This window comes from Corynebacterium sp. (genome assembly GCF_022712195.1).
Taxonomy (GTDB): Bacteria; Actinomycetota; Actinomycetes; order Mycobacteriales; family Mycobacteriaceae; genus Corynebacterium.
In genome coordinates this window covers 38775-61171 of record NZ_JALAGY010000010.1, presented here as the reverse complement: position 1 = coordinate 61171, position 22397 = coordinate 38775, and the positions used below count along the sequence as shown (strand labels likewise).

The window sequence follows — 22397 nt, the reverse complement described above, 5'->3', positions numbered from 1 at the left end:
CGTAGTCGTCGGCGATGATCCCCGCCCAGCCCGACCCGATGGAGCCTCCGGAGTAACCGGTCAATGCGGTCTTCGAGTCGGCGGCGACCTCGGCGGCCGGGGTGTCGCGGGAGGCACGCAGGCCGTCGAGGATGATCTGCCCGTACTCCGGGCCGGCGGCGAAGATCTCCCGCTCACCCTGGATGTCCGGCATCACCACGGTGTGCCCGGAGGCGAGGAGCGGGGCGATGAATGCGAGTTCCGCCAGGACCACCGCCCCACCTTCGGTGACACTGCCGCCCAGGACGCGGGACGGGCCGTCCTCGGGCCGCATGGAGTCGTAGAAGCTGGCGTACATCACGGTGTCGCCGGTGGGTGTGACCGACGGCGGCGGGTGGATCACGCTGGTCACGGCCGCGGCGGGGTCGCCGAGGGTGTCGGTGGTGCGGTACTGCATCTGCGTGACCTGCAGCGGGGCGTCGAACTCCTCCACCGTCGCCGGGACGGTGCGCTGCTTCAGTGGCGCACCCGGTGCCAGGCCCTGCAGCTCGGCGGTGTCGGGGAGGGCGAAGAAGGACGCGTCGTCCTGCACGGTGGGGATCTCGGCCGGCGCGGTGACCGGTGCGGTGACCGGCGCGGTCTCCCCCGGCGGGCTCTCGGCCGTCCCGGCGCAGGCGGGGGTGGCGCCACCGCCGAGGGCCAGGACGAGGAGTGTCGCCCACACTGTTCTCTTCGGGTGCCGCATGTCGCCTCCGGGTCGTCAGTCAGTTGACGACACCGTAGCCGCGGGGTGCCGGGGCGGCGGGGAGGTTCCCGCGCTCCCGCGTGGCACATCCGGACTACAACGCCGCGACCTGCGGAGGAAGGAAAGACGATCCCCGGCCCCACCGTGGGGACCGGGGATCATGGGAGAAAAAACAATGTGAATTCAGAATGATCTCACTGTGCGACGATCCCGCCAAGGGTCTGGGCCACGATGGCGCGGGCCAACGCACGCACCTGGGCCCCGTCCTGTTCCTCCCGCGGCCGGAACCACATCGCGGTGCTGTTCAGGCTGCTCAACAGGACCCGCGTCATCAGACGACGGTCCCCGTCGCGGACGCTGCCGTCGGCGACTCCGTCCTCGAGGACCTGCCGGAACATCACCTCGTACTCCTCGCGGAGACCGTTGATCTTCCCCAGCACCTCACGCTGACGTTCCTTGAGGGCCGCGAACCGCTGTCCGGGAACGCCCTGGTGGATCGCGTTGTGGTACCCGAGGTGCTGCATGAGGTTGACCAGGTGCGCCTCACCCATGGCGGCGAGCCGGTCGGCCCCGGTGCCGTCACCGGTGGAGAACGGTTCCACCACCCGCCGGACGTTCCTCATCCCCTCCTCGTACACGGCGAGGTAGATGTCGAACTTCGAGCGGTAGTAGTAGTACACTCGCCCTTTCGTGGCCCCGATCTCCTCGGCGATGTCGTCGATCGTCGCACGGTCGAAACCACGGAGCTGGAAGACCTCGGCGGCGGCGTCGAGGATCTGGTGACGTGCCTGATCGTGGGCGTCCGTGTCCACGCCGAAAGTCTCCACTGTCATGTCACCCAGTGTATACAGTCACAGTTCGAACAGACCGGCCGCGCCCATGCCGCCGCCGATGCACATCGTGACGACCACGTAGCGGGCGCCACGCCGACGCCCTTCCCGCAGGACGTGGCCGACCATCCGCGCACCGCTCATGCCGTAGGGGTGGCCGATGGCGATGGCCCCGCCGTTGACGTTGTACTTCTCCGGGTCGATGCCCAACCGGTCTCGGCAGTACACCGCCTGGGAGGCGAAGGCCTCGTTGAGCTCCCACAGGTCGATGTCGTCGACGGTGAGTCCGTGCTGCTCCAGCAGCTTCGGCACGGCGAAGACCGGACCGATGCCCATCTCGTCCGGCTCACACCCGGCCACGGCGATGCCACGGTAGGTGCCCATCGGCTCCAGGCCGCGGCGGGCGGCCTCGTCCTTCTCCATGAGGACCACCGCGGCGGCACCGTCGGAGAGCTGGGACGCGTTGCCGGCGGAGATGGTCGCCGCGTGTCCGTCCCGGTCCGGCAGCACGGCCTTCAGCCCGGCCAGGCCCTCGGCGGTGGTGGACGGGCGGTTGCCTTCGTCGAGGCTGAGGCCGCCGAGGGGAACGATCTCGTCGTCGAACAGGCCGGCCTCCTGCGCGGCGGCGGTCCGTCGCTGGGACTCCAGGGCGTAGTCGTCCTGGGCCTGCCGGGAGACGGAGAACCGCTCCGCGACGTTCTCGGCGGTCTCCAGCATCGGGATGTAGACGTCGTGCCCGTTCTCCGCGAGCCACGGGTCGACGGCACGGTAGCTGTTGCGGTGCTCGTTCTGCACCAGGCTGATGGACTCCACACCGCCACCGACGGCGACCTGCAGGCCGTCGACCATGATCTCCTTGGCCGCCGTCGCGACAGCCATCAGGCCGGAAGCGCACTGCCGGTCGACGGTCATGCCCGGCACCGTCACCGGCAGGCCGGCGCGCAGAGCCGCCTGACGTGCGACGTTGTACCCGGTGGAGCCCTCCTGCATGGCGCAGCCGAGGATGACCTCCTCCACCTCGGACGGGTCCAGGCCCGCGCGTTCCACGGCGGCGGCCACGGCGTGACCGGCGAGCTCCTGGCCCTGGGTGTCACGGAAGGCGCCCTTGTAGGCACGGCCGATGGGGGTTCGGGCGGTGGACACCACCACTGCTTCTCTCATGGTTCTGTCGTCTCCTCAGTTCTCGGTGTCGTACATGGCGACGGACATGGTGGACGTCAGTCCTCCGTCGAGTGGGATGGTCGTGCCGGTGATGAAGGAACTCGCCGGGGACAGCAGGAACGTCACCAGCCCGGTGATGTCCTCGGCGCGGCCGAGCCGCCCCAGGGGGTTGGCCCGGTTCATCTCCTCGCCACGCTCCTCGATGACCCACTTCATCATCTTCGTGGGGAACGGGCCGGGGGCGACGGCGTTGACCAGGATCGACGGCGCCAACGTGGCGGCCATGTGCCTGGTCATGTGGTGCACCGCCGCCTTCGACGCCGAATAGGAGTAGTTCTCGTAGTTCGGGACGGCGAGTCCGTCGATGGAGCCGATGTTGATGATGCGCGAGGGGCCCGCCGGGGTCGCCCCGGCACCGGCCTCGAGCAGCGGACGCAGAAGCTGGGCCAGCACGAACGGTGTCTTCACGTTCACGCCGAGCACCTTGTCCCAGGCCGAGGGCGGGAAGTCGTCGAAGGTCGCGCCCCACGTCGCCCCGGCGTTGTTGACCAGGGCGTCCAGGTGGTCGGTGAGCTGCGAGACCCGGTCGACGAGGGTCCGGCAGCCCTCCTCGGTGGAGATGTCGGCGGCGATGGCGCGGACGGTGCCGAGGTCGGAGAGTTCCCGCTCCGCCTCCTCCGCGGCCTCGGGTTTACGGGTGGACACCAGGACGGTGGCCCCGGCGCGCAGCAGCCCCTCGGCGATCATCCGGCCGATGCCGCGGGCACCCCCGGTGACCAGGACGGTGCGTCCCGAGATGTCGAAGAGTTCTGGTGTGGTCATGATGCCTTTCTGGAGGTGTCGGTGGGTGCCTGGGTGGTGAGCCGGGCCGCGCGGAGGGCCGGTCGCCGGACCTTGCCCGCGTCGTCGCGGAGCGGTTCGGTGACGGTCTCGTAGCTCCTGGGCAGTTTATTGCGTGACAGGCGCCCGGTGAGGAACTCGGTGAGATCGATGTCGGTGACCCCGCCGTCTGCGGTGTTGAGGATGGCGTGCAGGCGGTTGCCGGTGTCCGGGTCCGGCAGGCCGATGACCACGGCGGTCAGCACCCGGGGGTGCTCCATCAGCGCCGCCTCGATCTCGGCGGGGTAGATGTTCACCCCGCCGACGGTGACCATGTCCGAGCTGCGGTCGTGGAGGTAGAGGTAGCCGTCCCCGTCGAAGTGGCCCATGTCGCCGAGGGACGACCAGCCGTCGTGGGTCCTGGGTTCCGCACCGATGTAGCGGTAGGTCGGCGGCATGCCCTCCGGCGGACGCATGAACACCTCACCGGTCACCCCGGGTTCGGTGATCTCGTCGCCGTCCTCGTCGAGCAGGATGACCTGGCCCCAGGTCACCCGGCCGACCGACCCGCGGTGACGGAGCCATTCGTCACCGCGGATGGTGCAGCCGGCCTCCGCCTCGGTGCCGGCGTACAGCTCCCAGAGCCGCTCCGCACCGACCCAGTCGATCCACTCCGCCTTCAGCCAGGCGGGGCAGGGTTCGGCGCAGTGCCAGAAGGAACGGACGGAGTCCAGGGAGTAGGACGCCCGGACCTCCGGGGGCAGTGCGAGGATGCGGCGCATCATCGTGGGCACCAGGTAGACCCAGGTGGCTCGGAAGCGGTCGATCTCCGCCAGAGTGGCCTCGGGGTCGAACCTGCTGAGCAGCGACACCGAGCCTCCGCGGAAGATACTGCACAGTGCCGTGTTCAACGGGGCGTTGTGGAACAGCGGGGCGGTGATCAGGGACCTCTCCCCAGGGCCGATGCCCCAGAAGGTCGGGTCGAACTCCGAGGTGACCGCCTCCCGCCCGGAGAGGATGATCTTCGGGCATCCCGTGGAGCCGCCGGAGACCGGCGCCTTCCACGCCACCGCGACCTGCGGCTCCGAAGTCTCGGGGGACTCCGGGGACTCGTCTGCATGGCCGTCGGACAACTCGCTGAGGGTCACGGTGCCGGGCAGGTCGGGGCCGCTGCCGTCGTCGGCGACGACGACGGCCGCCGGGTCGCCGAGCTCGAGGATCGCCGTGAGTTCATGGGCGGTCATCCGCGGGGAGAGCACCTGCGGGGCTGCGCCTGCCCTGTAACAGGCGAAGACCGCCACGACCAGGTCGACGGAGTTGGGGATCAGCAGGGAGACGATCCGTCCGCGCTCCGAGCCCCTCTCCGTCAGGCCGCGGGCGGCCCTCTCACTCCGACGCTCCAGGTCGGCCCAGGTCAGCGTCTCGCCGCCGGCCTCGGCGACCACCGTGTCCGGCATCTGCGCCGCGTAGTGCACGGGGATCTCCGACAAGGGGAAGCCGAGCTCGGGTTCCACGCACTGTGCTTTCTGTGGTTTCTGTGCTGTCACTTCTCCTCCTTGAGATCTGCGGCCTGCTCCACGAAACTGTCGTTGACGTCCGACCGGCGGAAGGTGGTGCGGGTGGCTGCGGCCTCCGCCGCCTCCCTGGCCATGGCGCGGTCCTCCTTCTTCAGCGCCCGGCCCAGGGCGATCGACAGGAGTCCGCCGATGATCGATACCCCGATGATGACCCAGAAGCCGGTCGTGGGGGTGCCCGAGGAGCTCTCCACCAGGCCGAAGACGTACGGCCCGACGAACCCGCCGGTCAGGCCCACGGTGTTGATGAAGGCCAGGCCCGCGGCGGCCATCAGGCCGGTCATCCGCGGCATGGCCACCGACCAAAACAGCGGCAGCGTCCCGATGAACAGGAAGCCCAGCACACCGATGAGGATGATGCGCAGCACCGGGGAGGACGTCATGAGGAACAGCGCGGCGGCGACGGCACAGCCGACGGCCAGGTAGCCGATGATCGCGGACTCGTTGGTGTAGCGCTTCGCGATCCGGGGGATCAGGAGCACACCGATGGTGCCGCCGATTCCGGTCACACCGCTCAGGAGCCCGATCACGAAGGTACTGCTGACGTTCATCTCCTCCACGATGGAGGGGACGTTGAACGTGACGCCGTTGTTGGTGACCTGGTTGAGGAAGTAGATCAGACCGACCAGGAGGATGAACGGGCGCCCGAAGGCGACCTTGACGTTGCCCTTGAGCGAGTGGCGTTCATGGGGCTGGTCACCTCCGACGGCGGCGTCGGTGAGCGCGTCGGCCTCCTCCTGGCTCAGCCAGGCCGCGGCCTGCGGCTTGTCCGGCAGCATGACCAGCACGACGAATCCGACGAGGACGGTGAGAATCCCCTCGACCAGGAACATCCACTGCCAGCCGTGCAGCCCGAGGGTGTCGTGCATGCCCATCAACGCCCCACCCATCGGGCCGCCGAAGAAGATGCCGAGGGTGGCGGCGAGGTAGGTGTAGCCGATGGCGGTCGCCCGGTCCTTCTGCGCGAACCACTGGGTGATCATGAACATCATGGCGGGGAACAGGCCCGCCTCGGCCGCGCCGAGCAGGATGCGCAGCAGGTAGAAGGTGATGTCGTTGGACACGAACATCATCAGGGCCGTGACCGTTCCCCAGCTCACCGCGATGCGGAAGATCCAGCGGCGCGGGCCAACCCGGAACATGATCAGGTTGCTGGGCACCTCGAGGAAGGCGTAGGTGAGGAAGAACAGGCCGGCACCGAGGCCGAAGGCGGCCACGCTGATGCCGACGTCCGCCTGCAGCTGGGTCTTCGCCATCGCGATGTTGGTGCGGTCCACGTAGGACATGAAGTACGCCAGGCACAGGATCGGCAGCAGGCGGAGCATCGCCTTCCGGGTGGCGACGGCGTGGATGGCGCCCAGCGCTTTCGGGGCGTCGGAGACGGACATCGGGCTCACCTCCCGGCCTCGGTGGCCGCGCGGACGTACAGCGCGGTCTGGTCGAAGGCCGACCCCAGGGAGTGCGGGTCACCCATGTCCGAGATCTCGTCCCACCGGGCGGCGACCCCCTCGGCGGTGCATTCGTCGGCGGGCAGGGCCACCGGTTCCGCCTCGAGCATGCGGGAGACGGCGAAGACGCCGGCACCGGCGCCGAGGATCACCCCGGTCGGGGCGTCCTTCGAGACAAGGAACACCGCGCCGGGGGCGACGGTCTCTGGGCCGAGTTTCGCGGCGGCGTCCTCGTCGATGAGGCCGTCGGTCATCTGCGTGGCGGCGGTCGGCGCCAGGGCGTTGACCTTGATGCCCTTGCGTTCGCCCTCGATGGCGAGGACGTTGGTCAGTCCGACGAGCGCGGACTTCGCCGCGCCATAGTTGGCCTGACCGAAGTTGCCGTAGATGCCGGAGGCGGAGGTGGTCATGAGGATCCGGCCGTAGCCCTGCTCCACCATGTGCGGCCAGGCCGCCTTGGTGCAGTTCACGGAGCCCATGAGGTGGACTTCGACGACGGCGCGGAAGTCGTCGAGGTCCATCTTCGCGAAGCTCCTGTCGCGGAGGATGCCTGCGTTGTTGATGAGGATGTCGATGCGGCCCCATGTCCGGACGGCGGTGTCGACCAGCGCGGCCGCGGCGGCGGCGTCGGAGATGTCGGCGTTGTCGGCGACGGCCTCTCCCCCGGCGGCGGTGATCTCGTCGACGACGGCACCGGCGTTGCCGAGGTCGTTGACCACGACCTTCACGCCGCGTTTCGCGAGGGCGAGGGCGTGGGCCCTGCCCAGTCCACCTCCCGCCCCGGTGATGACGGCAACCTGCCCTGTGAACTCTTCCATGACTCGCCTCTCTCGAAGTGAACTGCGATACTGACGAGTATTATGTGACCGGGGTCTCATGATTGTCAAGCTTTTGTTTTGTGACACAGTTCCTGTGGACACGTCAGTCCCCGGCCCCACGGCTCTGGCAGCATCCGCCGTGGCACGCCCACCCGACGCCGCGCCCGGTCAGCGCGGCGACCGTCGCCCCTAGCCGTTCACCCTCTCCAGCAGCTCCTGGAGCTGTTCGCGGGTCACCGCACCACCGCTGAAGGTGATGACCCGGTCGAGGGGGATGCTCGCCATCATCTTCGCCATGTCGACACCGAGCCCGTCGCCGGAGTCCGCCCCCTCACCGGTCAGCCCGCTCAGGGCGCTGCCCAGGGACTCCGCCACCGCCGGCACGGCGAGCGCCTCCCCGAGAGTCGACTCCAGGGTCAACGGCACACGTACCTCGTCGCCCTCGAGGTCGACCTGGACCGTCGCCCGCAGGTCACGGCTGGACGACCCCAGGTGCACAACGTAGCGTCCCGACTCCAGGACGAAGCGGCCCAGCCTCACGTCCCAGTACTCCAGGTCACGCCGGTCGAGGTGGATCTCGATCTCCTCGCGCTCCCCGGGCTCCAGGGTGACCGAGCCGAATCCCGCCAGCGACTTCGGTGCCCGGACCTGGTCCGAGTCCGGCACCGACACATAGGCCTGCACGACCTCCCGCCCGGCGCGACGTCCGGTGTTGGTCACCCCGACGGTGACCGTGATGCCGTCACCGTCGTCGTCCGGCTGCCCGTAGGCCTCGTCGTAGGCGAAGGTGGTGTAGGACAGCCCGTGCCCGAACGGGTAGGCGACCCGCAGGTTGCGTGCGTCGTACCAGCGGTAGCCGACGTACAGGCCCTCGCTGTAGCGGACATGCCCGTGCTCGCCGGGAAAGTCCAGGAACGCCGGGGTGTCCGCCAGGCGCGTCGGCAGGGTCTCGGTGAGCTTTCCCGAGGGGTTGACCTCGCCGGTCAGCACATCGGCGATGCCCGCTCCCCCTCCCTGCCCGAGGAGGTTGGCGTCCAGGATCGCCGGGGCCAGCTCGGTGACCTCGGTGAGGTCCAGCGCACCGCCGTGGGACAGCACCACGACCACACGGTCCTGCACGGCGCGGACCGCGCGCAGCAGGCCGAGCTGCTCGGCGGGCAGCGACAGGTCGGTACGGTCGAAGCCCTCGGACTCCTGGTCCGGTGACAGACCCAGGAACACCACGGCGATGTCCGCGTTCGCGGCGTCCTCCACCGCCTCGGCGAGCAGCCCGCTGTGCCGGCCGGAACCGTCGGTGGTGAAACCGGCGGCGTAGGTCACCGGCGCCGCCAGACGTTCCTTGATCAGCTCCAGCGGTGAGTCGACACGGGTGGGGTTCACGTGCGAACTGCCTCCCCCCTGGTAGCGCGGTGTCTCGGCGAAGGGGCCGATCACCGCGACGGAGCCGGTGACACCGGAGGCGGCGATCGGCAGGATGTGGCGTCCGTCGGCCTCGTCGTTCTTGAGCAGGACGACGGACCGTGCCGCCGCCTCCCGCGCCAGGGCGTGGTGTGCCTCGACCGTGGCGTCATCGAAGGTCACCTCGCGCCGTGCGGCGGCGGCTTTCCGCGCCAGCGCCGCCACACGCTGTGCGGCGACGGTCACCGGGTGCTCGTCGAACTGCCCGTTGCTGACCGCCCTGACCACCTCGGCGTCGCCCGTCCCGCCGTCCGACGGCATCTGCAGGTCGAGACCCGCGGCGAGTGACCGCAGGCGGCCTCCGACGGCGCCCCAGTCGCTGACGACGACACCGGCGAAGCCCCAGTCCCCGCGCAGGATGTCGGTGAGCAGTTCACGGCTGTGGCGGACCGGGACCCCGTTGACGGCGTTGTAGGAGCACATCACCGTCCACGGGCGGGTGTCCTCCACGATCCTGCGGAAGGCCCGCAGGTAGATCTCGTGCAGCGGCCGCGGGTCCACGTCGGAGCTGACCCGCATCCGGTCGGTCTCCTGGTTGTTCAGTGCGAAGTGCTTCAGGCTCGCACCCACGCCCCCGCCCTGCAGGCCGGCGACCCAGGCGGAGCCGAGGACACCCGCCAGGTGCGGGTCCTCGGAGTAGTACTCGAAGTTCCGGCCGCCCAGCGGGGACCGTTTGATGTTCACGCCCGGCCCGAGGAGGACCTGGACGTCCGCTGCCTGCGCCTCGTCGGCGAGGGCGGCGCCGATCCGGGCCACGAGCCCGGGGTCCCAGCTCTGGCCGAGGCCGGCGGCCGGCGGGAAGCAGGTCGCCGGCTCGCTGCCGGCCAGCCCCAGGTGGTCGACTCCGCCGGTCTGCTTCCGCAGTCCGTGCGGTCCGTCGGTCATCGTGACGGAGGGGACGTCGCCGACGTCCCTGGTCTGCCAGAAGTTCTTCCCGGACCCGAGCCCGGCCCGGTCGGCCAGGGACAGGGCAGCGATATCGGTGCTGTCGGTGCTGTCTGGTGTGTGGTGGTTCATGGTGTCCTTTGTACGGGGATTCACGCGGGGAAGGCGCAGGTGCCGCCGACGGGGCGGCCGTGGAACCTGTCGAGCAGGAACGGGATGCCGAAGGCGCTGCCGGAGACCGCCTGGAGGAAGTGGTTCTGGTCGCTGATCTCGGGGAGGACGTCGTCGCGGTACACCACGGGCGCACCGGCCGTGCACCAGGTGGCGGCCAGTTCGCGTGCCTGGGTGTAGTCGACGGTCTTGTCGTGACGGCCTGAGACGACCATCGTCGGCGCGGCGGGAGTGCCGGTGCCGATGCGCTGCTCCTCCATGGCCCGCACCCCCTCGGGGATCTCGCCCAGCAGGTCGTCGAGCCTGCGTCCGTCCGCCGTCCACCGGTCGGTGGTCTGGTACCCGTAGGTGTCGCCGATCTCGTCGGTGCACATGCCGGCCAGGTCGTCGAGGACCTCACGGCCGTGCCCGGAGAGGTGTGTGTCGAGCTCCGCGGCGAGGGAGGGGTAGCGGGCGTTGAGGCCGTTGATGGTGAAGCCGATCGCACCGACCAGGTTCGACCCGTCGATGGTGCGCTGCACCTCCTCCAGGTCGGCCGGCGGCGCCGAGGCGTAGGCGCCCGCCACGTCCAGGTCCGGTGCGTAGTCCGCCACCACCTCGACGGCCGCGGTGGAGGCGCCCCCGCCCTGGGAGTGCCCGTAGAAGCCGACCGGCCCGAAGGTGCCGCCCCGTTCCTCGACGAGGGTGCGGACGGCACGGGCGGCGTCGATCATCGCGTGGGCCTGCTCCGCCCGGTTCATGTAGGTGTGCATCCCCGGCGTCCCCATGCCGACGTAGTCGGTGACGACCACCCTCACGCCCTGGCTGGCGAACGCCCAGTCGTAGGCGCCCTCGAGGGCGACCGTCCGACCGGAGTCCAGCGGGTCCGGCTGGTTGTCCAGGGGCCAGTTCCGCGACGGGGCGCACTGGTCGCCCTGGCCGACGGTCCCCCGGCCCACCACCACGGTGGGACGCTCCCCCGGTCCGGTCCACGGCACCGTCGGTTCCACGGTGTAGCCGCTGACGGCGACGGGCCGACCGGCGGTGTCCGTGGTGGAGTACATGATCTTCCGGACCCGGTCCGGGACGGCGAACTGCCGCCCGTCCGGTCCGGGGGGCGCCGGGGCGTAGGGCGCGGACGCGGTGCGCAGCACCGTCCCGGGCGTTCCCGGCACCAGGTCGGCGGTGTCGTAGAAGGGGTCGACGTCCCCGGCCTCGACGCGTGGTGCGTGACCTCCCCACGGCAGTGTCTGCGCCTGCGCCGGCACCGTCACCAGTCCCGCTGCGACGGCGAGGCCGGCGAGCGCCGCCCGGACCGTCCTTCCTGCCGTTCTCCCCATACCCGACTCTCCTCTGATCACCAGACCGGAGACATTTTCTCCAGGCTACATTCCCCATCAAACCTACTCCGGGACCGACGCCGACCGGCACCGCAGGCGAAAACCACACGAAACCACAGAGACCGTCATCGGAGACAGACACACTCGGAACCTTCCCCACGGAGGGCCGCAGGAGTACAGTCTCCGCAAGACCACCCGTCCAACCAGAAACGAGTGCCATGCCCGACACAACCCGGCCCCGCCCCGTCCACCTCGTGATCATGGGGGTGAGCGGCAGCGGAAAGACCACGATCGCCGAGCAGCTGGAACAGCGAACCGGTGTCCCCTACGCCGAGGCCGACGTATTCCACCCCGAGGCCAACAAGAAGAAGATGGGCTCCGGCCAGCCGCTCAACGACGACGACCGGTGGCCCTGGCTGCAGGAGCTGCGCGACTGGATGACCGCACAGGCAGGGAAAGGCCACTCCACCATCGTGACCTGCTCGGCACTGAAGAAGTCCTACCGTGACGTGCTGCGCGCCGCCGACGGTGACGAGTTCTTCGTGCTGCTGGACGCCCCGGAGGACGTCCTCGCCGCCCGCATGGAGGACCGCAAGGGCCACTTCATGCCCGCCTCCCTGCTGCGCTCCCAGCTCGACACCCTCGAAGGCCTCGACACCGACGAGAACGGCGTCACCGTCGACGCCACCGAAGCACCCGAGAGGCTCGCCGACGAGATCCTCGCCATCGACGCCCTCTCCGTGCTCGTCCACGAAGGACGGCCGGCATGAGCACCGCACCGACAACGGCGATGGTCCTGGCGGAGGGCACCGCCGGTGAATCCCAACTGGTCATCGCCGCCGCCATCGGCATCGCCCTGATCATCGGGCTGATCGTCTGGGCCAAGCTCAACCCCTTCCTCTCCCTGATGATCGGCTCCGCCGTCCTGGCCCTCGTCGCCGGCACACCCCTGGTGGAGGCCTTCGGCAGCTTCACCGAGGGCTTCGGCGGCACCATCGGCAACGTCGGCGTGCTCATCGCCCTGGGAGCGGTGATCGGGCAGTTCCTCGTGAAGTCCGGGGCCGCCGACAGCATCGTCGACGCCTTCCTGGACCGTACCGCGCCTGCACTGCGACCCTGGGTCATCGCCGGGCTGGCGATGCTGCTGGGTATCCCACTGTTCTTCGAGGTCGGCATCGTCCTGCTGATCCCCGTGGTGATGCTGGCGGCACGCCGTTCGCAGCTCCCGGTGATGCTGCTGGGCATCCCCGCCCTGGCGGGCCTCTCCGCACTGCACGCCCTGGTGCCGCCGCACCCCGGCCCCCTCATCGCCGTGGAGGCCCTGGGCGCGAACCTCGGACTCACCCTGGCCCTGGGCCTGCTGGTGTCCGTGCCCGTCGTGGCGATCGCCGGACCGCTGTCGGCGAAGCTCATGGCCCGCTGGGTGCCCATCGAGGCACCGACGTCCATCTCCGGTCAGGACATCACCCAGACCGCCGGCACCGACCGCCCGTCGGTCGGCCGCGGACTCACCGTGGTGCTGCTGCCGGTGGTGATGATGCTCTCGCGCACCGTCGTGGAGTCACTGCAGGTCTCCGAGGACTCGGCGGTGTTCAAGACCTTCGAGTTCCTGGGTGAACCCCTCGTCGCCCTGCTCGCCACCGTGCTGCTGGCGATGTTCTTCCTCGGCTTCGGCATGGGCCGCACCCGCCAGGAGGTCTCCGACCAGGTCGGCGGCTCCTTCGGGCCGATCGCCGGGGTGATCCTCATCGTCGGTGCCGGCGGAGGCTTCAAGCAGACGCTGGTCAACACCGGTGTCGCCGACGTCGTCGGCGAATGGGTGCAGAGCGCCCCGGTGTCGCCGTTGATCGCGGGCTGGCTGGTCGCGGTGTTCATCCGCCTGGCCACCGGTTCAGCCACGGTGGCGACCGTCACTGCGGCGGGGATCATGGCGCCGGTCGCCGCCGGCATGGGCTCCACCGAGGTGGCACTGATGGTGCTGGCCATCGGCGCGGGTTCGGTGTTCTTCTCCCACGTCAACGACGCCGGATTCTGGCTGGTCAAGGAGTACTTCGGGATGACCGTCCCCCAGACCCTGAAGACCTGGTCACTGATGGAGACGGTCCTCTCCGTGGTGGCCCTGGGCGTGGTCCTGCTGGTCCACCTGGTCATCTGACACCACTCCCCGCACATGGGGCCACCCCTCGGGGTGGTCCACATACCTGCAGGTCAGGTCGCTGGTAGGGTCGTGGCACTTCCCGATACGCGACATGCAGGAGGGAGCACCACCCATGGCAGACCAACTGACCTTCACCGACCCCGTCACCCGCTTCGAGGCCGTCGAACCACCGGAGCAGCACCAGCCCGAACCGGGGCTGGACGCCGAACTTGTCCCCCAGGCCGACATCGGGGCCACCAGCTACCGCGGCACCGGACGTCTGGAAGGACGGAAGGCCCTGGTCACCGGCGCGGACTCCGGTATCGGCGCCGCCACCGCCCTCGCCTTCGCCCGGGAGGGTGCCGACGTCGCCCTGGCCTACCTGCCCGACGAGGAACGTGACGCCCGGCGGGTCGCCGACCTCATCGAGGAGTCCGGCCGACGGGCCGTCCTGCTGCCCGGCGACCTGTCCGACGGGCGCTACTGCACGGACCTCGTGGACCAGGCCGTGACCCACCTCGGCGGTCTCGACGCCCTGGTCAACAACGCCGGCCGGCAGATCGCCGTGACCGACTTCGCCGACGTCACCGACGAGCAGTGGAAGCACACCTACGAGGTGAACCTCCACGCCATGGTGCGCGTCACCCGGGCCGCACTGCCCCACCTGGGGGCCGGGTCGACGATCGTGAACACCACCTCCATCCAGGCCTACGACCCCTCGGACCACCTGATGGACTACGCGTCGACCAAGGCCGCCGTCAACAACCTCACCAAGAACCTGTCGGTCCAGCTCGCCCCGAAGGGGATCCGCGTCAACGCCGTGGCACCTGGGCCGATCTGGACCCCGCTGCAGGTCTCCGACGGCCAGCCCAGGGAGGCGTTGCCCGGGTTCGGGCGGGACACGCCACTGGGGCGGGCGGGCCAGCCTGTCGAGGTCGCCCCCGCCTACGTCTTCCTGACCTCCCCGGAGTCCAGCTACGTCGTGGGATCCACCGTCCACGTCAACGGCGGACAGATCAGCCCGTGACACCGAACCCGGCAGCAGCGGCGCAGTAAGGAGCAGCACCATGGCATTCGACGCCGAGGACGTGGGCGTATGACCCGGACCGACGGCCCCGGGGCCCTCGGCAGGCTCTGGGCCGCCGTCAGCGGCCCGGAGGGTTCGACGGCGGGGCTGCAGATCGCCAAGTGCGTGGTCGCCGCCACGGCGGCGTGGTGGGTCTCGGTGACCTTCCTGAACACGAGTTTCCCGTTCCTGGCCCCGTGGGTCGCCCTGCTGACCATCGACGCCACCGCCTACCGCACCCTGTCGCGCGGGGTGCAGTCGACGGTCGCGTCGCTGCTGGGCATCGGCGTGGCGTCGCTCGTGGGGCATATCCTGGGCGTCTCACTGTGGACCTACGCCCTGGCCCTGCTGGTCGGCCTGGTGGTCGCCCGAGTTCCCTGGATCCGCGACGAGGGCGTCACCGTCGCGACGATGGCCATCTTCATCCTCAGCGACGGTTTCTCGGAACAGCAGCAGCAGTTCGGCGACCGGATGCTGGAGATCGGCGTGGGCGTCCTCGTCGGCATCGCGGTGAACCTGCTGGTCCTGCCGCCGATGCGCGACCGGCAGGCCTCGCGGTACGTCGACAGCGTGAACCACCGGATGGGATCGGTCCTGGAGAACATGGGCGAGGAGTTCGCCTCCTCGTGGGACACCGACCGGGCGGACGCCTGGATCACGGAGACGGACGCGATCACCGAGGAACTCAATTCGGCGTGGTCCGTGGTGCGGTTCGCACGGGAGAGCCGACGGGCGAACCCGCGCTCCTACCTCGCCCGGCTCCGCCGGGCCCGCGCGGGGGCCGGGCAGGCGCCGGACCCTGCGGACGCGAACTGGGAGGACATCCTCCGGCGTGCCGACGAAGGTGTCTCCCACCTGCGCAACCTCGCCCGGACCCTACGGGAGGCCTCCTACGCGGACAGCGGCTGGGACACCCGCTTCCGCGAGGAGTGGGCGTCCATCTCCCGCGACGCCGGACGCGCGGTGGCGGACCCGGACGCCGAGGTCGAGTCGTTGTCGGACCGGCTGAGCGCGCTCACCGAGGAGCTCTCCGACGCCGGGGATCTGCCGACCGCCCACTGGCCGGTCTACGGTGCGATGATCACCGGTCTCGACCACATCATCACGGTCGTGGACGACGTCGCCTCCTCCCGGCATGCCCGGGAGACCGCGGACTGAGGTGCCGTTCGCCCGGTCCCCTTTCCGCACGCACGGTACTCAGTTATGCTGCTATCACTACTTGGCCCCTCCGGTCCGGGTACCGTCAACAGCCCAGGAGCTCTCCCGTGTCCTCTGCTTCACCCCTCTCCTCCGGAAGGTCGCGCCGCGGCGCCGTCGCCGCGGCACTCGCCGGCCTCCTGACCGTCGGCGCTGTGGCCGTCACCCCCGCCGTCGCCCCGGCAGACGCAGCGACCCCGGGCGTGTCCGGCCCGGTGGCCGGCTCAGTGTCCGGCTCGGTGTCCGCCGTCGACGATCTCGTCGCCTCCGCCAAGCAGCACGTCTACAACGTCACCGACTCCGAGTTCGTCCGCACCCCCCTGGCGAACTCACTGCTGCGCATGAACGAGAACACGCCGGTCGTCATCCTCGGTGCCCAACTGCAGGAGGACTGCTCGGCACCCCGGGTTCTCACCGACCGCCTCACCGCCGCCGCCGAACTGCTGCGGGAGCACCCCCGGAACCCCGTGATCGTCACCGGCGGCCCCACCCGCGCAGACTGCCCGACCGAGGCAGCGGCGATGAATGACGCACTGCAGAAGCTCGGCGTCGGCAACGAGATCCTCCTCGAGGAGAAGGCCGGCAACACCCTCCAGAACGTGGAGTACACCGCCCGGATGATCAGGGAACGCACCGGGACCGCCGTCGTCGTCACCTCCGACCCGCACTACCTGCGGGCGCTGAAGAACTACCGGGACGCCGGACTGCGCGCCTTCGGCTACGTCGGCGGCCGGGGCTGACCCCACTCCCCCGTCAGTCCACCATCTCCACGACCACCCGGTCGGCGGTGACCAGGCAGCGGAACTGCTCCCCGTCGGTCCGCGTCCCACGCGTCACCTCGACACCCTCCAGGTGTTCCGCGAACACCTGGCCGTCGATGACCCACCGCTCCCCGTCCCCGTCGTTCCGCGCGCCCCACAGGTCCAGTTCGGCGTCCCTGCCGTAACCGGTCTCCCACCGGACCTCGTCCCCGCAGAGGGTGCGGGCCTCGGACTCACGCAGTCCCCCGGCACGTTCCAGGTAGCTCCGGCTGTACCACCAGACCACCACCGTCCCGAGGGCGACGAGCGCCACCAGCAGGACGGCGGTCAGGACCCGGGCGTCAGACCGTCTGCTCATCCCGCTGGACCTCACCGGCCCCCGCACCCGCGTCCCGCGCGTCGATGCGCAGCACCAGTGCCAGGACGAACACGAGCACGGCGATGCCCGCACCCAGGAAGAAGGCGACGTGGACGCCGTCCACCAGGGCGCCGACGGGCGTGCCCGCCGTGGAGTTCGCCGACCCGATCCCCATCACTGCGATGAACAGTGCCGTACCGGCCGCGCCGGCGAGCTGCTGCAGGGTGTTGAGGATCGCCGACCCGTGCGACGAGATGTCGTTCGGGACCGCGGCGAGGGCGTTCGACATCAGCGGTGTCATCAGCAGCGACAGGCCGATGTTCAGCACGACCGCGATGAGGACGAGGTACCAGAAGGTCTTGTTCTCGTCGAGCATCAGCAGCAGACCCATCGCCACGACCAGCAGACCCCCGCCGGGGATGATCAGCGGTCGGGTCCCGTGGGCGTCGTAGAGACGTCCCACGACCGGCCCCATCGCACCCATGATGATGCCGCCGGGCAAGGTCACCAGGCCGGTCTGCAGCTCCGAGAGCCCCAGGACGTTCTGGCCGAAGATCGGCATGATGATGATGAAACCGAACAGCGAGCCGAAGGACAGCAGCATCAGCCCCAGGGACCAGGAGAACTCCCGGATCTTCAGCGGGGTGGTGTTCATCAGCGGGGCGCGGTGCTCGCCGGCCGTCTGGGCACGCATCAGCATGCCCTGGCGCCGGAAGAAGACCACCAGGACCACCGCACCGACGACCAGGCACACGACCGCCGTCGTCGGGAAGGACTCGGCCGCCTTGGACAGGCCGGACAGGCCGTAGATCGCCGCAGCGAAACCCACCGCGGAGAGCAGCACGGACACCGGGTCGAAGGGCGGACGGCTCGGCTCCTCGAAGTTACGGATCTGCCAGATGCCCATCACCAGGGCGATCACGGCCAGAGGCACCATGACGATGAAGATCCACCGCCAGTTCGCGAGCTCAAGGACCATACCGGCGAACGTCGGCCCGAGTGCCGGACCCACGGCGATGACGATGGTGACTAGACCGAAGACGGAGCCACGTCGTTCCACCGGGATGAGGATCATGATCGTGGTCATCAGCAGCGGCATGATCAGTGCGGTGCCGGCGGCCTGCAGCACGCGTCCCGCCAACAGCGCGGCGAAGACCGGGGCGACCGCGGCCAGCACCGTTCCGCCGAGGAACAGCGACAGCGCCAGGATGTAGATCGTCCGCAGGGTCAGCCGCTGCATCAGGTACCCGGTCGTGGGGATGACCACGGCCATGGTGAGCATGAAGACGGTGGTCAGCCACTGGGCGACGTCCTCGCCCACCCGGAACTCGCGCATGAGACTGGGCAGCGCGTTGGACAGGGCCGTCTCGTTGAGGATCGCGACGAAGGCCGCTGCGACGAGAATGCCGATCAGCAGACCGACGTTGACACCGGTCGTGTCCGGGCGCGCGCCGGACGAGGTTCTGTTTTCTGCCATGGAGGTCCTCCCAAAGATGCGAGGCGACGGACACACGGGCTGACCGTGTGGACGACGTCGCCGGTGGGCTGCAGTGTCGGTTGACCCGCTGCAGCGATTGGCTCGGGATGAAGGCAACCAAAAAGACCCCCGCGTACAGCTGTGGAGGTCTCGTCACAAAGTATCCGGAGTGCCCGGGGCCGCCTGTCGGCGGAACACCACGCTCCCGTGCTCAAGCCTTGCAATCTTAGAGGTTCCGGGCCGTCGGCGCAACCCGGCAGCGCAGGGAGGTCAGCGCCCCTGCGCCTCCCCGGAATCCGCCGCGTCCTGCGCGTCTGCCGCGTCCTCAGCTGACTCCCCTGCGGTGATCTCACCGGCCCCGCCGGTGGAGCCCCCGGCGAGTTCGGCACGGATCTGCTCGAGACGGGAGGACGCGGCCATGTCGCGCCCGCTCGACTCGATCTCGGCCATCCGGCCGCGCACACTGTTCTCGGTGAGCTCCTGCGCACCCAGTGCGGTGGCGTAGCGGGCCTCGATCTTGTCGCGGACGCTGTCGAGGGTGGGCACACTGTCGTCGGCCTGGATGCCCTGCATGGACTCCAGCGCCTGGTTGGAGCTCTCCTGCATCTTCGCCTGGTCCACCTGGGCGCGGAGCTGGTCGATCTGGCCCATCTGCTCCTTGAGACGCGCCTCGGACTGCCGTTGCTGCTGCTGCGCCTGCTCAGCCGCCTGGGTCGCCTGCGCATGCATCTTCTTGGTGTCCTCGATCTCCTGCTCGACTGTGACGAGCTGCGTGGCGAAGATCTCGGCGGTGTTGGTGTACTGCGTCGCCGCGGCGGTGTCCCCCTCGGCGGCCGCCTTGTCCGCCTGCTGCAGGGCGGTGCGCGCGTTATCCTGCAGCTTCTCCTGGTCCTTGACCAGGCGGTTCAGCGTCATCTCGAGGTGGTTGCGGTTGCCGATGATCCGGGCGGCGGACTCGGTGACCTCACGGTGCTGCTTCTTGGCCGCTTCAGTCGCCTGCTGGATCTGGACCTTCGGGTCCGCGTTCTCCTCGATGGTGGTGTCGAGGGACTGCATGAGGTACTTCCAGCCCTTGGAGAAGGGGTTCGCCATGGCGGTACTCCTAACGATGTCGTGCCCGGGTGGCCTCTGTGGTCTGTAGCCCAGCATAAAGGGTTTTCCGTCCGCGCGTCCCGCGGTCGCACCGGGGAGGGTTACCATCGGTGACCATGACCACCACCGCTGCCTGCATCCACGCCCCCGCCGCCGGCGCCGACCTCGAGAAGAGCACAGTCATCCGGCGCGACCTGCGTCCCGACGACTGCCTCGTGGAGATCCGCTGGTCCGGGATCTGCCACTCCGACATCCACACCGTCAACGGCGACTGGCCGCACGAGAACTTCCCCATGGCCCCCGGGCACGAGATCGTCGGCACCGTCGTGGAGACCGGTGCCGGGGTGACCCGCCACGCCGTCGGTGACGTCGTGGGGATCGGGTGCATGGTGGACTCCTGCGGCGACTGCGCCTCCTGCGAGGCCGGGGAGGAGAACTACTGCCTCAACGGCTTGACCGGCACCTACAACAGCATCGACCGGCACGACGGCACAGTCACCCAGGGCGGGTACTCCACCCACATCGTGTGCCGGGAGGACTTCCTGATCCGCATGCCCGCGGTCGACGGCGGACTCGACGGCGCGACGATGGCGGCGATGACCCCGCTGCTGTGCGCCGGGATCACCACCTACTCTCCCCTGAAACACTGGGGCGTCGGCCCCGGGTCGCGCGTCGCCGTGGTGGGCATGGGCGGGCTGGGCCACGTGGCCGTGCAGATCGCCGCCGCCCTCGGCGCCGAGGTGACCGTCTTCTCCCACGGCACGTCGAAGAAGGAGGACGGCCTACGGTTCGGCGCGTCCTCCTACGTGGCGACCGGCGGGGACGCCGCCGACACCTTCCACAGGGACCACGCCGACGAGTTCGACCTGATCCTGAACACGGTGTCGGCGACACTGCCGGTCCACCGGTACCTCAGCATGCTCGCCCCGGACGGGACGCTGGTGATGCTCGGTCTACCGCCGGAGGGGATGTCCGTGCGTGCGAACCAGCTCACCGGGCGCCGACGCAGTCTCGCAGGGTCCAACATCGGCGGGATCGCCGAGACCCAGGAGATGATCGACTTCTGCGCCGCGCACGGGATCACCGCGGAGATCGAACTCGTCTCCGCCGACGAGGTCAACGACGCCTACCGGCGGGTACTGGGGTCGGAGGTGCGTTACCGCGCCGTCATCGACGCACGCACCATCTGAGTCCGCCGGGTGGCAGGTCAGCCGTTCTGCTGCTGCTCGGCGACCTTCTTGCGGACGTCGTCCATGTCCAGTCCCTCGACCTCGGTGATGAGGTCGGTGAGCGCCTTGGGCGGCAGTGCGCCGGCCTCGCGGTAGACCAGGATGCCGTCACGGAACGCCATCAGCGTGGGGATCGACTGGATCTGCAGGGCCGCGGCGATGTCCTGGTTGGCCTCGGTGTCGATCTTGCCGAAGGTGTAGTCCGGGTACTTCTCCGACACGCTCTCGTAGACGGGGCTGAACCGCTTGCAGGGTCCGCACCATTCCGCCCAGAAGTCGAGCAGGACGATGCCGTCGCCCTGGATGGTGTCCTGGAAGTTCTCGCTGGTGATCGTCGTGGTGGCCATGGCCGCACCTTCCTGAAGGTAGTTGTCGTCGCTGTCGCTGTCGGTTCGCTCGTCGGTCGTTCACGCGCCGCACCCAGTTCAACGTCACCGGACGCGGCCGGTATTCCACCGGTGCCGCCCCCACGCTACCGGTGTTCAGGATCGCGTGTCGCCCGCTCGCGCCGTTCGGCTGTGCCGGGCAGCGGCCTCCGATAATGTCTGGAAACATGACTACTCATGGCCCCGCCACCGGTACCTACAAGTTGTGGAGGAAGCTCAACGGCAGCACACCAGGCCGTGGGCTGTTCTCGCTCGGGTTCAGCCTCAAGGCCCCGTACTTCCGGACCGTCCTCCCCCGCGTCCGCGTCGCCGAACCGGGACGCGCGGTCGTCCGCATCGGCGACTGGTGGGGCGTGCGCAACCACATCGGCACCTACCACGTGATCGCCGCACTCAACGGCGCCGAGGCGGCGATGGGCATGCTGTGCGAGTCCAGCGTCCCGACGACCCACCGGTGGCTGCCGCGCGGGATGCGCGCCGACTACCCCACCAAGTCGACCGGCGGGCTGACCGTGACCGCCACCGCCGACTTCCCCGACTTCTCCACCGTCACCCGGGAGACCGGGGGCCAGCTGGTCACCGTGGACATCGCACTGGTCGACGACGCCGGCAACGAACCGGTCCACGCCGAGATCGACGTGTGGATCTCGGCGAAGAAGAGCTGATCACCAGACCACGAGCCAGTGGCCGACTCCGAAGGCGGCGACCGCCAGCAGCGCCATGCCCGCCACGGACACGGCCGCGGCCGTCGTCCGGCCCCGGCGCAGGAGGTCGACCGCGTCCACCGACGCGGTGGAGAAGGTGGTGAAACCACCGCACAGACCGGCACCGACCAGGGCCAGGAGCCACCAGCTGTCCGTCAGCCCGCTGACCACCCCCAGCACCAGCGAACCGAGGGTGTTGATCACCAGCAGGGCGACCATCAGGTCACTGCCGCTGCGCCGCGTGATCGCCGCGTCGACACGCCAGCGCAGCCACGCCCCCGTCCCACCCCCCAGGGCGACGAGTACCGCGGCGATGAACGAGACCTCCCCGGTCATGCGTCCGCCCCTTCCACCGTGCCACCCGGGACGAGCCGCTCCCCGCACCACATCCCGGCGCGGGCGAGCAGCAGGCCCAGGACCACCGTCCCGACCAGGTAGACGACCGGTCCGAGGACGCCGCCGGCGTCCTGCACGGTGGCCGCGGCGATCGCGGAGTAGGACGTGAACCCGCCGAGCAGACCGGTGCCGAGGGCCGCCCGGATGCGGTTCCTGCGGCCCGACGCCCCGTCGCGCCCTGTGTCGCTGACGAACGGGAGTGCACCGACGAGCAGCCCGAGTGCGAAGGCCCCCACCTGGTTGACCACCAGGAGGGGCCAGAGGGACCCGGCGACGCCGGTGTCCACGGTGAACGCCCACCGCAGGAACGCGCCGACGGCGCCCCCGGTGAAGACGAGGGCGCCGAGGCGGCGGTGCTCCCCTACGGACACATCTGCAGTCATGTCC

General features: G+C 69.6%; 22 protein-coding genes. 7 read left to right on the top strand and 15 right to left on the bottom strand.

Annotated elements, in window-relative coordinates:
- The 9 genes from Q0A34_RS01535 to Q0A34_RS01495 all read right to left on the bottom strand — a co-directional run.
- Positions 1-724, bottom strand: a 724-nt coding sequence (locus tag Q0A34_RS01535; protein ID WP_291477799.1) for a lipase family protein, incomplete at its 3' end; no start/stop codon positions are given.
- A gap of 194 nt (positions 725-918) precedes the next feature.
- Complete coding sequence (locus Q0A34_RS01530) at positions 919-1557, bottom strand: TetR/AcrR family transcriptional regulator (protein ID WP_291477798.1); 639 nt, start codon at positions 1555-1557, stop codon at positions 919-921.
- An 18-nt stretch (positions 1558-1575) separates the two neighbouring features.
- Complete coding sequence (locus Q0A34_RS01525) at positions 1576-2715, bottom strand: acetyl-CoA C-acyltransferase (protein ID WP_291477796.1); 1140 nt, start codon at positions 2713-2715, stop codon at positions 1576-1578.
- Positions 2716-2730: 15 nt separating this feature from the next.
- On the bottom strand, positions 2731-3537 hold the full coding sequence (locus Q0A34_RS01520; RefSeq protein WP_291477794.1) for an SDR family oxidoreductase: 807 nt from the start codon (positions 3535-3537) through the stop codon (positions 2731-2733).
- On the bottom strand, positions 3534-5081 hold the full coding sequence (locus Q0A34_RS01515) for an AMP-binding protein (RefSeq protein ID WP_291477792.1): 1548 nt from the start codon (positions 5079-5081) through the stop codon (positions 3534-3536). Before Q0A34_RS01515 ends, Q0A34_RS01520 begins: the two co-directional genes overlap by 4 nt.
- Positions 5078-6496, bottom strand: a complete 1419-nt coding sequence (locus Q0A34_RS01510; RefSeq protein WP_291477790.1) for an MFS transporter — start codon at positions 6494-6496, stop codon at positions 5078-5080. Before Q0A34_RS01510 ends, Q0A34_RS01515 begins: the two co-directional genes overlap by 4 nt.
- A gap of 5 nt (positions 6497-6501) precedes the next feature.
- Positions 6502-7374 (bottom strand): SDR family NAD(P)-dependent oxidoreductase, encoded by an 873-nt coding sequence (locus Q0A34_RS01505; protein ID WP_291477788.1) that lies wholly within the window; start codon positions 7372-7374, stop codon positions 6502-6504.
- A 189-nt stretch (positions 7375-7563) separates the two neighbouring features.
- Positions 7564-9849 carry a glycoside hydrolase family 3 C-terminal domain-containing protein gene (locus Q0A34_RS01500; RefSeq protein ID WP_291477786.1) on the bottom strand — a complete coding sequence of 762 codons (2286 nt, stop codon included), beginning with the start codon at positions 9847-9849 and terminating at the stop codon, positions 7564-7566.
- A 20-nt stretch (positions 9850-9869) separates the two neighbouring features.
- Positions 9870-11207 (bottom strand): lipase family protein, encoded by a 1338-nt coding sequence (locus tag Q0A34_RS01495; RefSeq protein WP_291477784.1) that lies wholly within the window; start codon positions 11205-11207, stop codon positions 9870-9872.
- Positions 11208-11425: 218 nt separating this feature from the next.
- On the opposite strand from Q0A34_RS01495, the gene Q0A34_RS01490 reads away from it, so the two are divergent.
- The 5 genes from Q0A34_RS01490 to Q0A34_RS01470 all read left to right on the top strand — a co-directional run bounded on the left by Q0A34_RS01490 (position 11426) and on the right by Q0A34_RS01470 (position 16347).
- Complete coding sequence (locus Q0A34_RS01490) at positions 11426-11977, top strand: gluconokinase (RefSeq protein ID WP_291477782.1); 552 nt, start codon at positions 11426-11428, stop codon at positions 11975-11977.
- A 20-nt stretch (positions 11978-11997) separates the two neighbouring features.
- Positions 11998-13362 carry a gluconate:H+ symporter gene (locus tag Q0A34_RS01485; protein WP_291477804.1) on the top strand — a complete coding sequence of 455 codons (1365 nt, stop codon included), beginning with the start codon at positions 11998-12000 and terminating at the stop codon, positions 13360-13362.
- A 115-nt stretch (positions 13363-13477) separates the two neighbouring features.
- Positions 13478-14371 (top strand): SDR family oxidoreductase, encoded by an 894-nt coding sequence (locus tag Q0A34_RS01480; RefSeq protein ID WP_291477780.1) that lies wholly within the window; start codon positions 13478-13480, stop codon positions 14369-14371.
- A 69-nt stretch (positions 14372-14440) separates the two neighbouring features.
- Positions 14441-15568 (top strand): aromatic acid exporter family protein, encoded by a 1128-nt coding sequence (locus tag Q0A34_RS01475; protein WP_291477778.1) that lies wholly within the window; start codon positions 14441-14443, stop codon positions 15566-15568.
- A 107-nt stretch (positions 15569-15675) separates the two neighbouring features.
- Positions 15676-16347, top strand: coding sequence for a YdcF family protein (locus tag Q0A34_RS01470; RefSeq protein ID WP_291477777.1), 672 nt, complete (start codon positions 15676-15678; stop codon positions 16345-16347).
- 13 nt (positions 16348-16360) lie between these two features.
- Here Q0A34_RS01470 and Q0A34_RS01465 read toward each other — a convergent pair whose 3' ends face one another.
- The 3 genes from Q0A34_RS01465 to Q0A34_RS01455 form a co-directional block, all read right to left on the bottom strand.
- Positions 16361-16726, bottom strand: a complete 366-nt coding sequence (locus Q0A34_RS01465) for a hypothetical protein (RefSeq protein ID WP_291477775.1) — start codon at positions 16724-16726, stop codon at positions 16361-16363.
- Positions 16710-18203, bottom strand: a complete 1494-nt coding sequence (locus tag Q0A34_RS01460) for an MDR family MFS transporter (protein ID WP_291477774.1) — start codon at positions 18201-18203, stop codon at positions 16710-16712. The genes Q0A34_RS01465 and Q0A34_RS01460 overlap by 17 nt, the downstream gene beginning before the upstream one ends.
- A gap of 270 nt (positions 18204-18473) precedes the next feature.
- Complete coding sequence (locus Q0A34_RS01455) at positions 18474-19295, bottom strand: PspA/IM30 family protein (protein ID WP_291477772.1); 822 nt, start codon at positions 19293-19295, stop codon at positions 18474-18476.
- 116 nt (positions 19296-19411) lie between these two features.
- On the opposite strand from Q0A34_RS01455, the gene Q0A34_RS01450 reads away from it, so the two are divergent.
- Positions 19412-20485: an NAD(P)-dependent alcohol dehydrogenase gene (locus Q0A34_RS01450; protein ID WP_291477770.1), complete on the top strand. Its 1074-nt coding sequence runs from the start codon at positions 19412-19414 to the stop codon at positions 20483-20485.
- A gap of 17 nt (positions 20486-20502) precedes the next feature.
- Here the strand turns inward: Q0A34_RS01450 and trxA are convergent, their stop codons facing one another.
- Positions 20503-20871 (bottom strand): thioredoxin, encoded by a 369-nt coding sequence (trxA, locus tag Q0A34_RS01445; protein ID WP_291477768.1) that lies wholly within the window; start codon positions 20869-20871, stop codon positions 20503-20505.
- Positions 20872-21077: 206 nt separating this feature from the next.
- On the opposite strand from trxA, the gene Q0A34_RS01440 reads away from it, so the two are divergent.
- Complete coding sequence (locus Q0A34_RS01440) at positions 21078-21575, top strand: hotdog fold domain-containing protein (protein ID WP_291477766.1); 498 nt, start codon at positions 21078-21080, stop codon at positions 21573-21575.
- Here Q0A34_RS01440 and Q0A34_RS01435 read toward each other — a convergent pair whose 3' ends face one another.
- Both Q0A34_RS01435 and Q0A34_RS01430 read right to left on the bottom strand, forming a co-directional pair.
- A complete protein-coding gene (locus tag Q0A34_RS01435; RefSeq protein WP_291477765.1) occupies positions 21576-21950 on the bottom strand; it encodes a CrcB family protein in 375 nt (124 codons plus the stop codon).
- Positions 21947-22393: a CrcB family protein gene (locus tag Q0A34_RS01430; protein WP_291477764.1), complete on the bottom strand. Its 447-nt coding sequence runs from the start codon at positions 22391-22393 to the stop codon at positions 21947-21949. Before Q0A34_RS01430 ends, Q0A34_RS01435 begins: the two co-directional genes overlap by 4 nt.
- Positions 22394-22397 lie beyond the last annotated feature (4 nt).

Coding starts and splice junctions, on each gene's coding strand:
- Q0A34_RS01530 (WP_291477798.1), bottom strand. CDS start 1,557: ATGACAGTGGAGACTTTCGGCGTGGACACGGACGCCCACGATCAGGCA.
- Q0A34_RS01525 (WP_291477796.1), bottom strand. CDS start 2,715: ATGAGAGAAGCAGTGGTGGTGTCCACCGCCCGAACCCCCATCGGCCGT.
- Q0A34_RS01520 (WP_291477794.1), bottom strand. CDS start 3,537: ATGACCACACCAGAACTCTTCGACATCTCGGGACGCACCGTCCTGGTC.
- Q0A34_RS01510 (WP_291477790.1), bottom strand. CDS start 6,496: ATGTCCGTCTCCGACGCCCCGAAAGCGCTGGGCGCCATCCACGCCGTC.
- Q0A34_RS01505 (WP_291477788.1), bottom strand. CDS start 7,374: ATGGAAGAGTTCACAGGGCAGGTTGCCGTCATCACCGGGGCGGGAGGT.
- Q0A34_RS01500 (WP_291477786.1), bottom strand. CDS start 9,849: ATGAACCACCACACACCAGACAGCACCGACAGCACCGATATCGCTGCC.
- Q0A34_RS01495 (WP_291477784.1), bottom strand. CDS start 11,207: ATGGGGAGAACGGCAGGAAGGACGGTCCGGGCGGCGCTCGCCGGCCTC.
- Q0A34_RS01490 (WP_291477782.1), top strand. CDS start 11,426: ATGCCCGACACAACCCGGCCCCGCCCCGTCCACCTCGTGATCATGGGG.
- Q0A34_RS01485 (WP_291477804.1), top strand. CDS start 11,998: ATGGTCCTGGCGGAGGGCACCGCCGGTGAATCCCAACTGGTCATCGCC.
- Q0A34_RS01480 (WP_291477780.1), top strand. CDS start 13,478: ATGGCAGACCAACTGACCTTCACCGACCCCGTCACCCGCTTCGAGGCC.
- Q0A34_RS01475 (WP_291477778.1), top strand. CDS start 14,441: ATGACCCGGACCGACGGCCCCGGGGCCCTCGGCAGGCTCTGGGCCGCC.
- Q0A34_RS01465 (WP_291477775.1), bottom strand. CDS start 16,726: ATGAGCAGACGGTCTGACGCCCGGGTCCTGACCGCCGTCCTGCTGGTG.
- Q0A34_RS01460 (WP_291477774.1), bottom strand. CDS start 18,203: ATGGCAGAAAACAGAACCTCGTCCGGCGCGCGCCCGGACACGACCGGT.
- Q0A34_RS01455 (WP_291477772.1), bottom strand. CDS start 19,295: ATGGCGAACCCCTTCTCCAAGGGCTGGAAGTACCTCATGCAGTCCCTC.
- Q0A34_RS01450 (WP_291477770.1), top strand. CDS start 19,412: ATGACCACCACCGCTGCCTGCATCCACGCCCCCGCCGCCGGCGCCGAC.
- trxA (WP_291477768.1), bottom strand. CDS start 20,871: ATGGCCACCACGACGATCACCAGCGAGAACTTCCAGGACACCATCCAG.
- Q0A34_RS01440 (WP_291477766.1), top strand. CDS start 21,078: ATGACTACTCATGGCCCCGCCACCGGTACCTACAAGTTGTGGAGGAAG.
- Q0A34_RS01435 (WP_291477765.1), bottom strand. CDS start 21,950: ATGACCGGGGAGGTCTCGTTCATCGCCGCGGTACTCGTCGCCCTGGGG.
- Q0A34_RS01430 (WP_291477764.1), bottom strand. CDS start 22,393: ATGACTGCAGATGTGTCCGTAGGGGAGCACCGCCGCCTCGGCGCCCTC.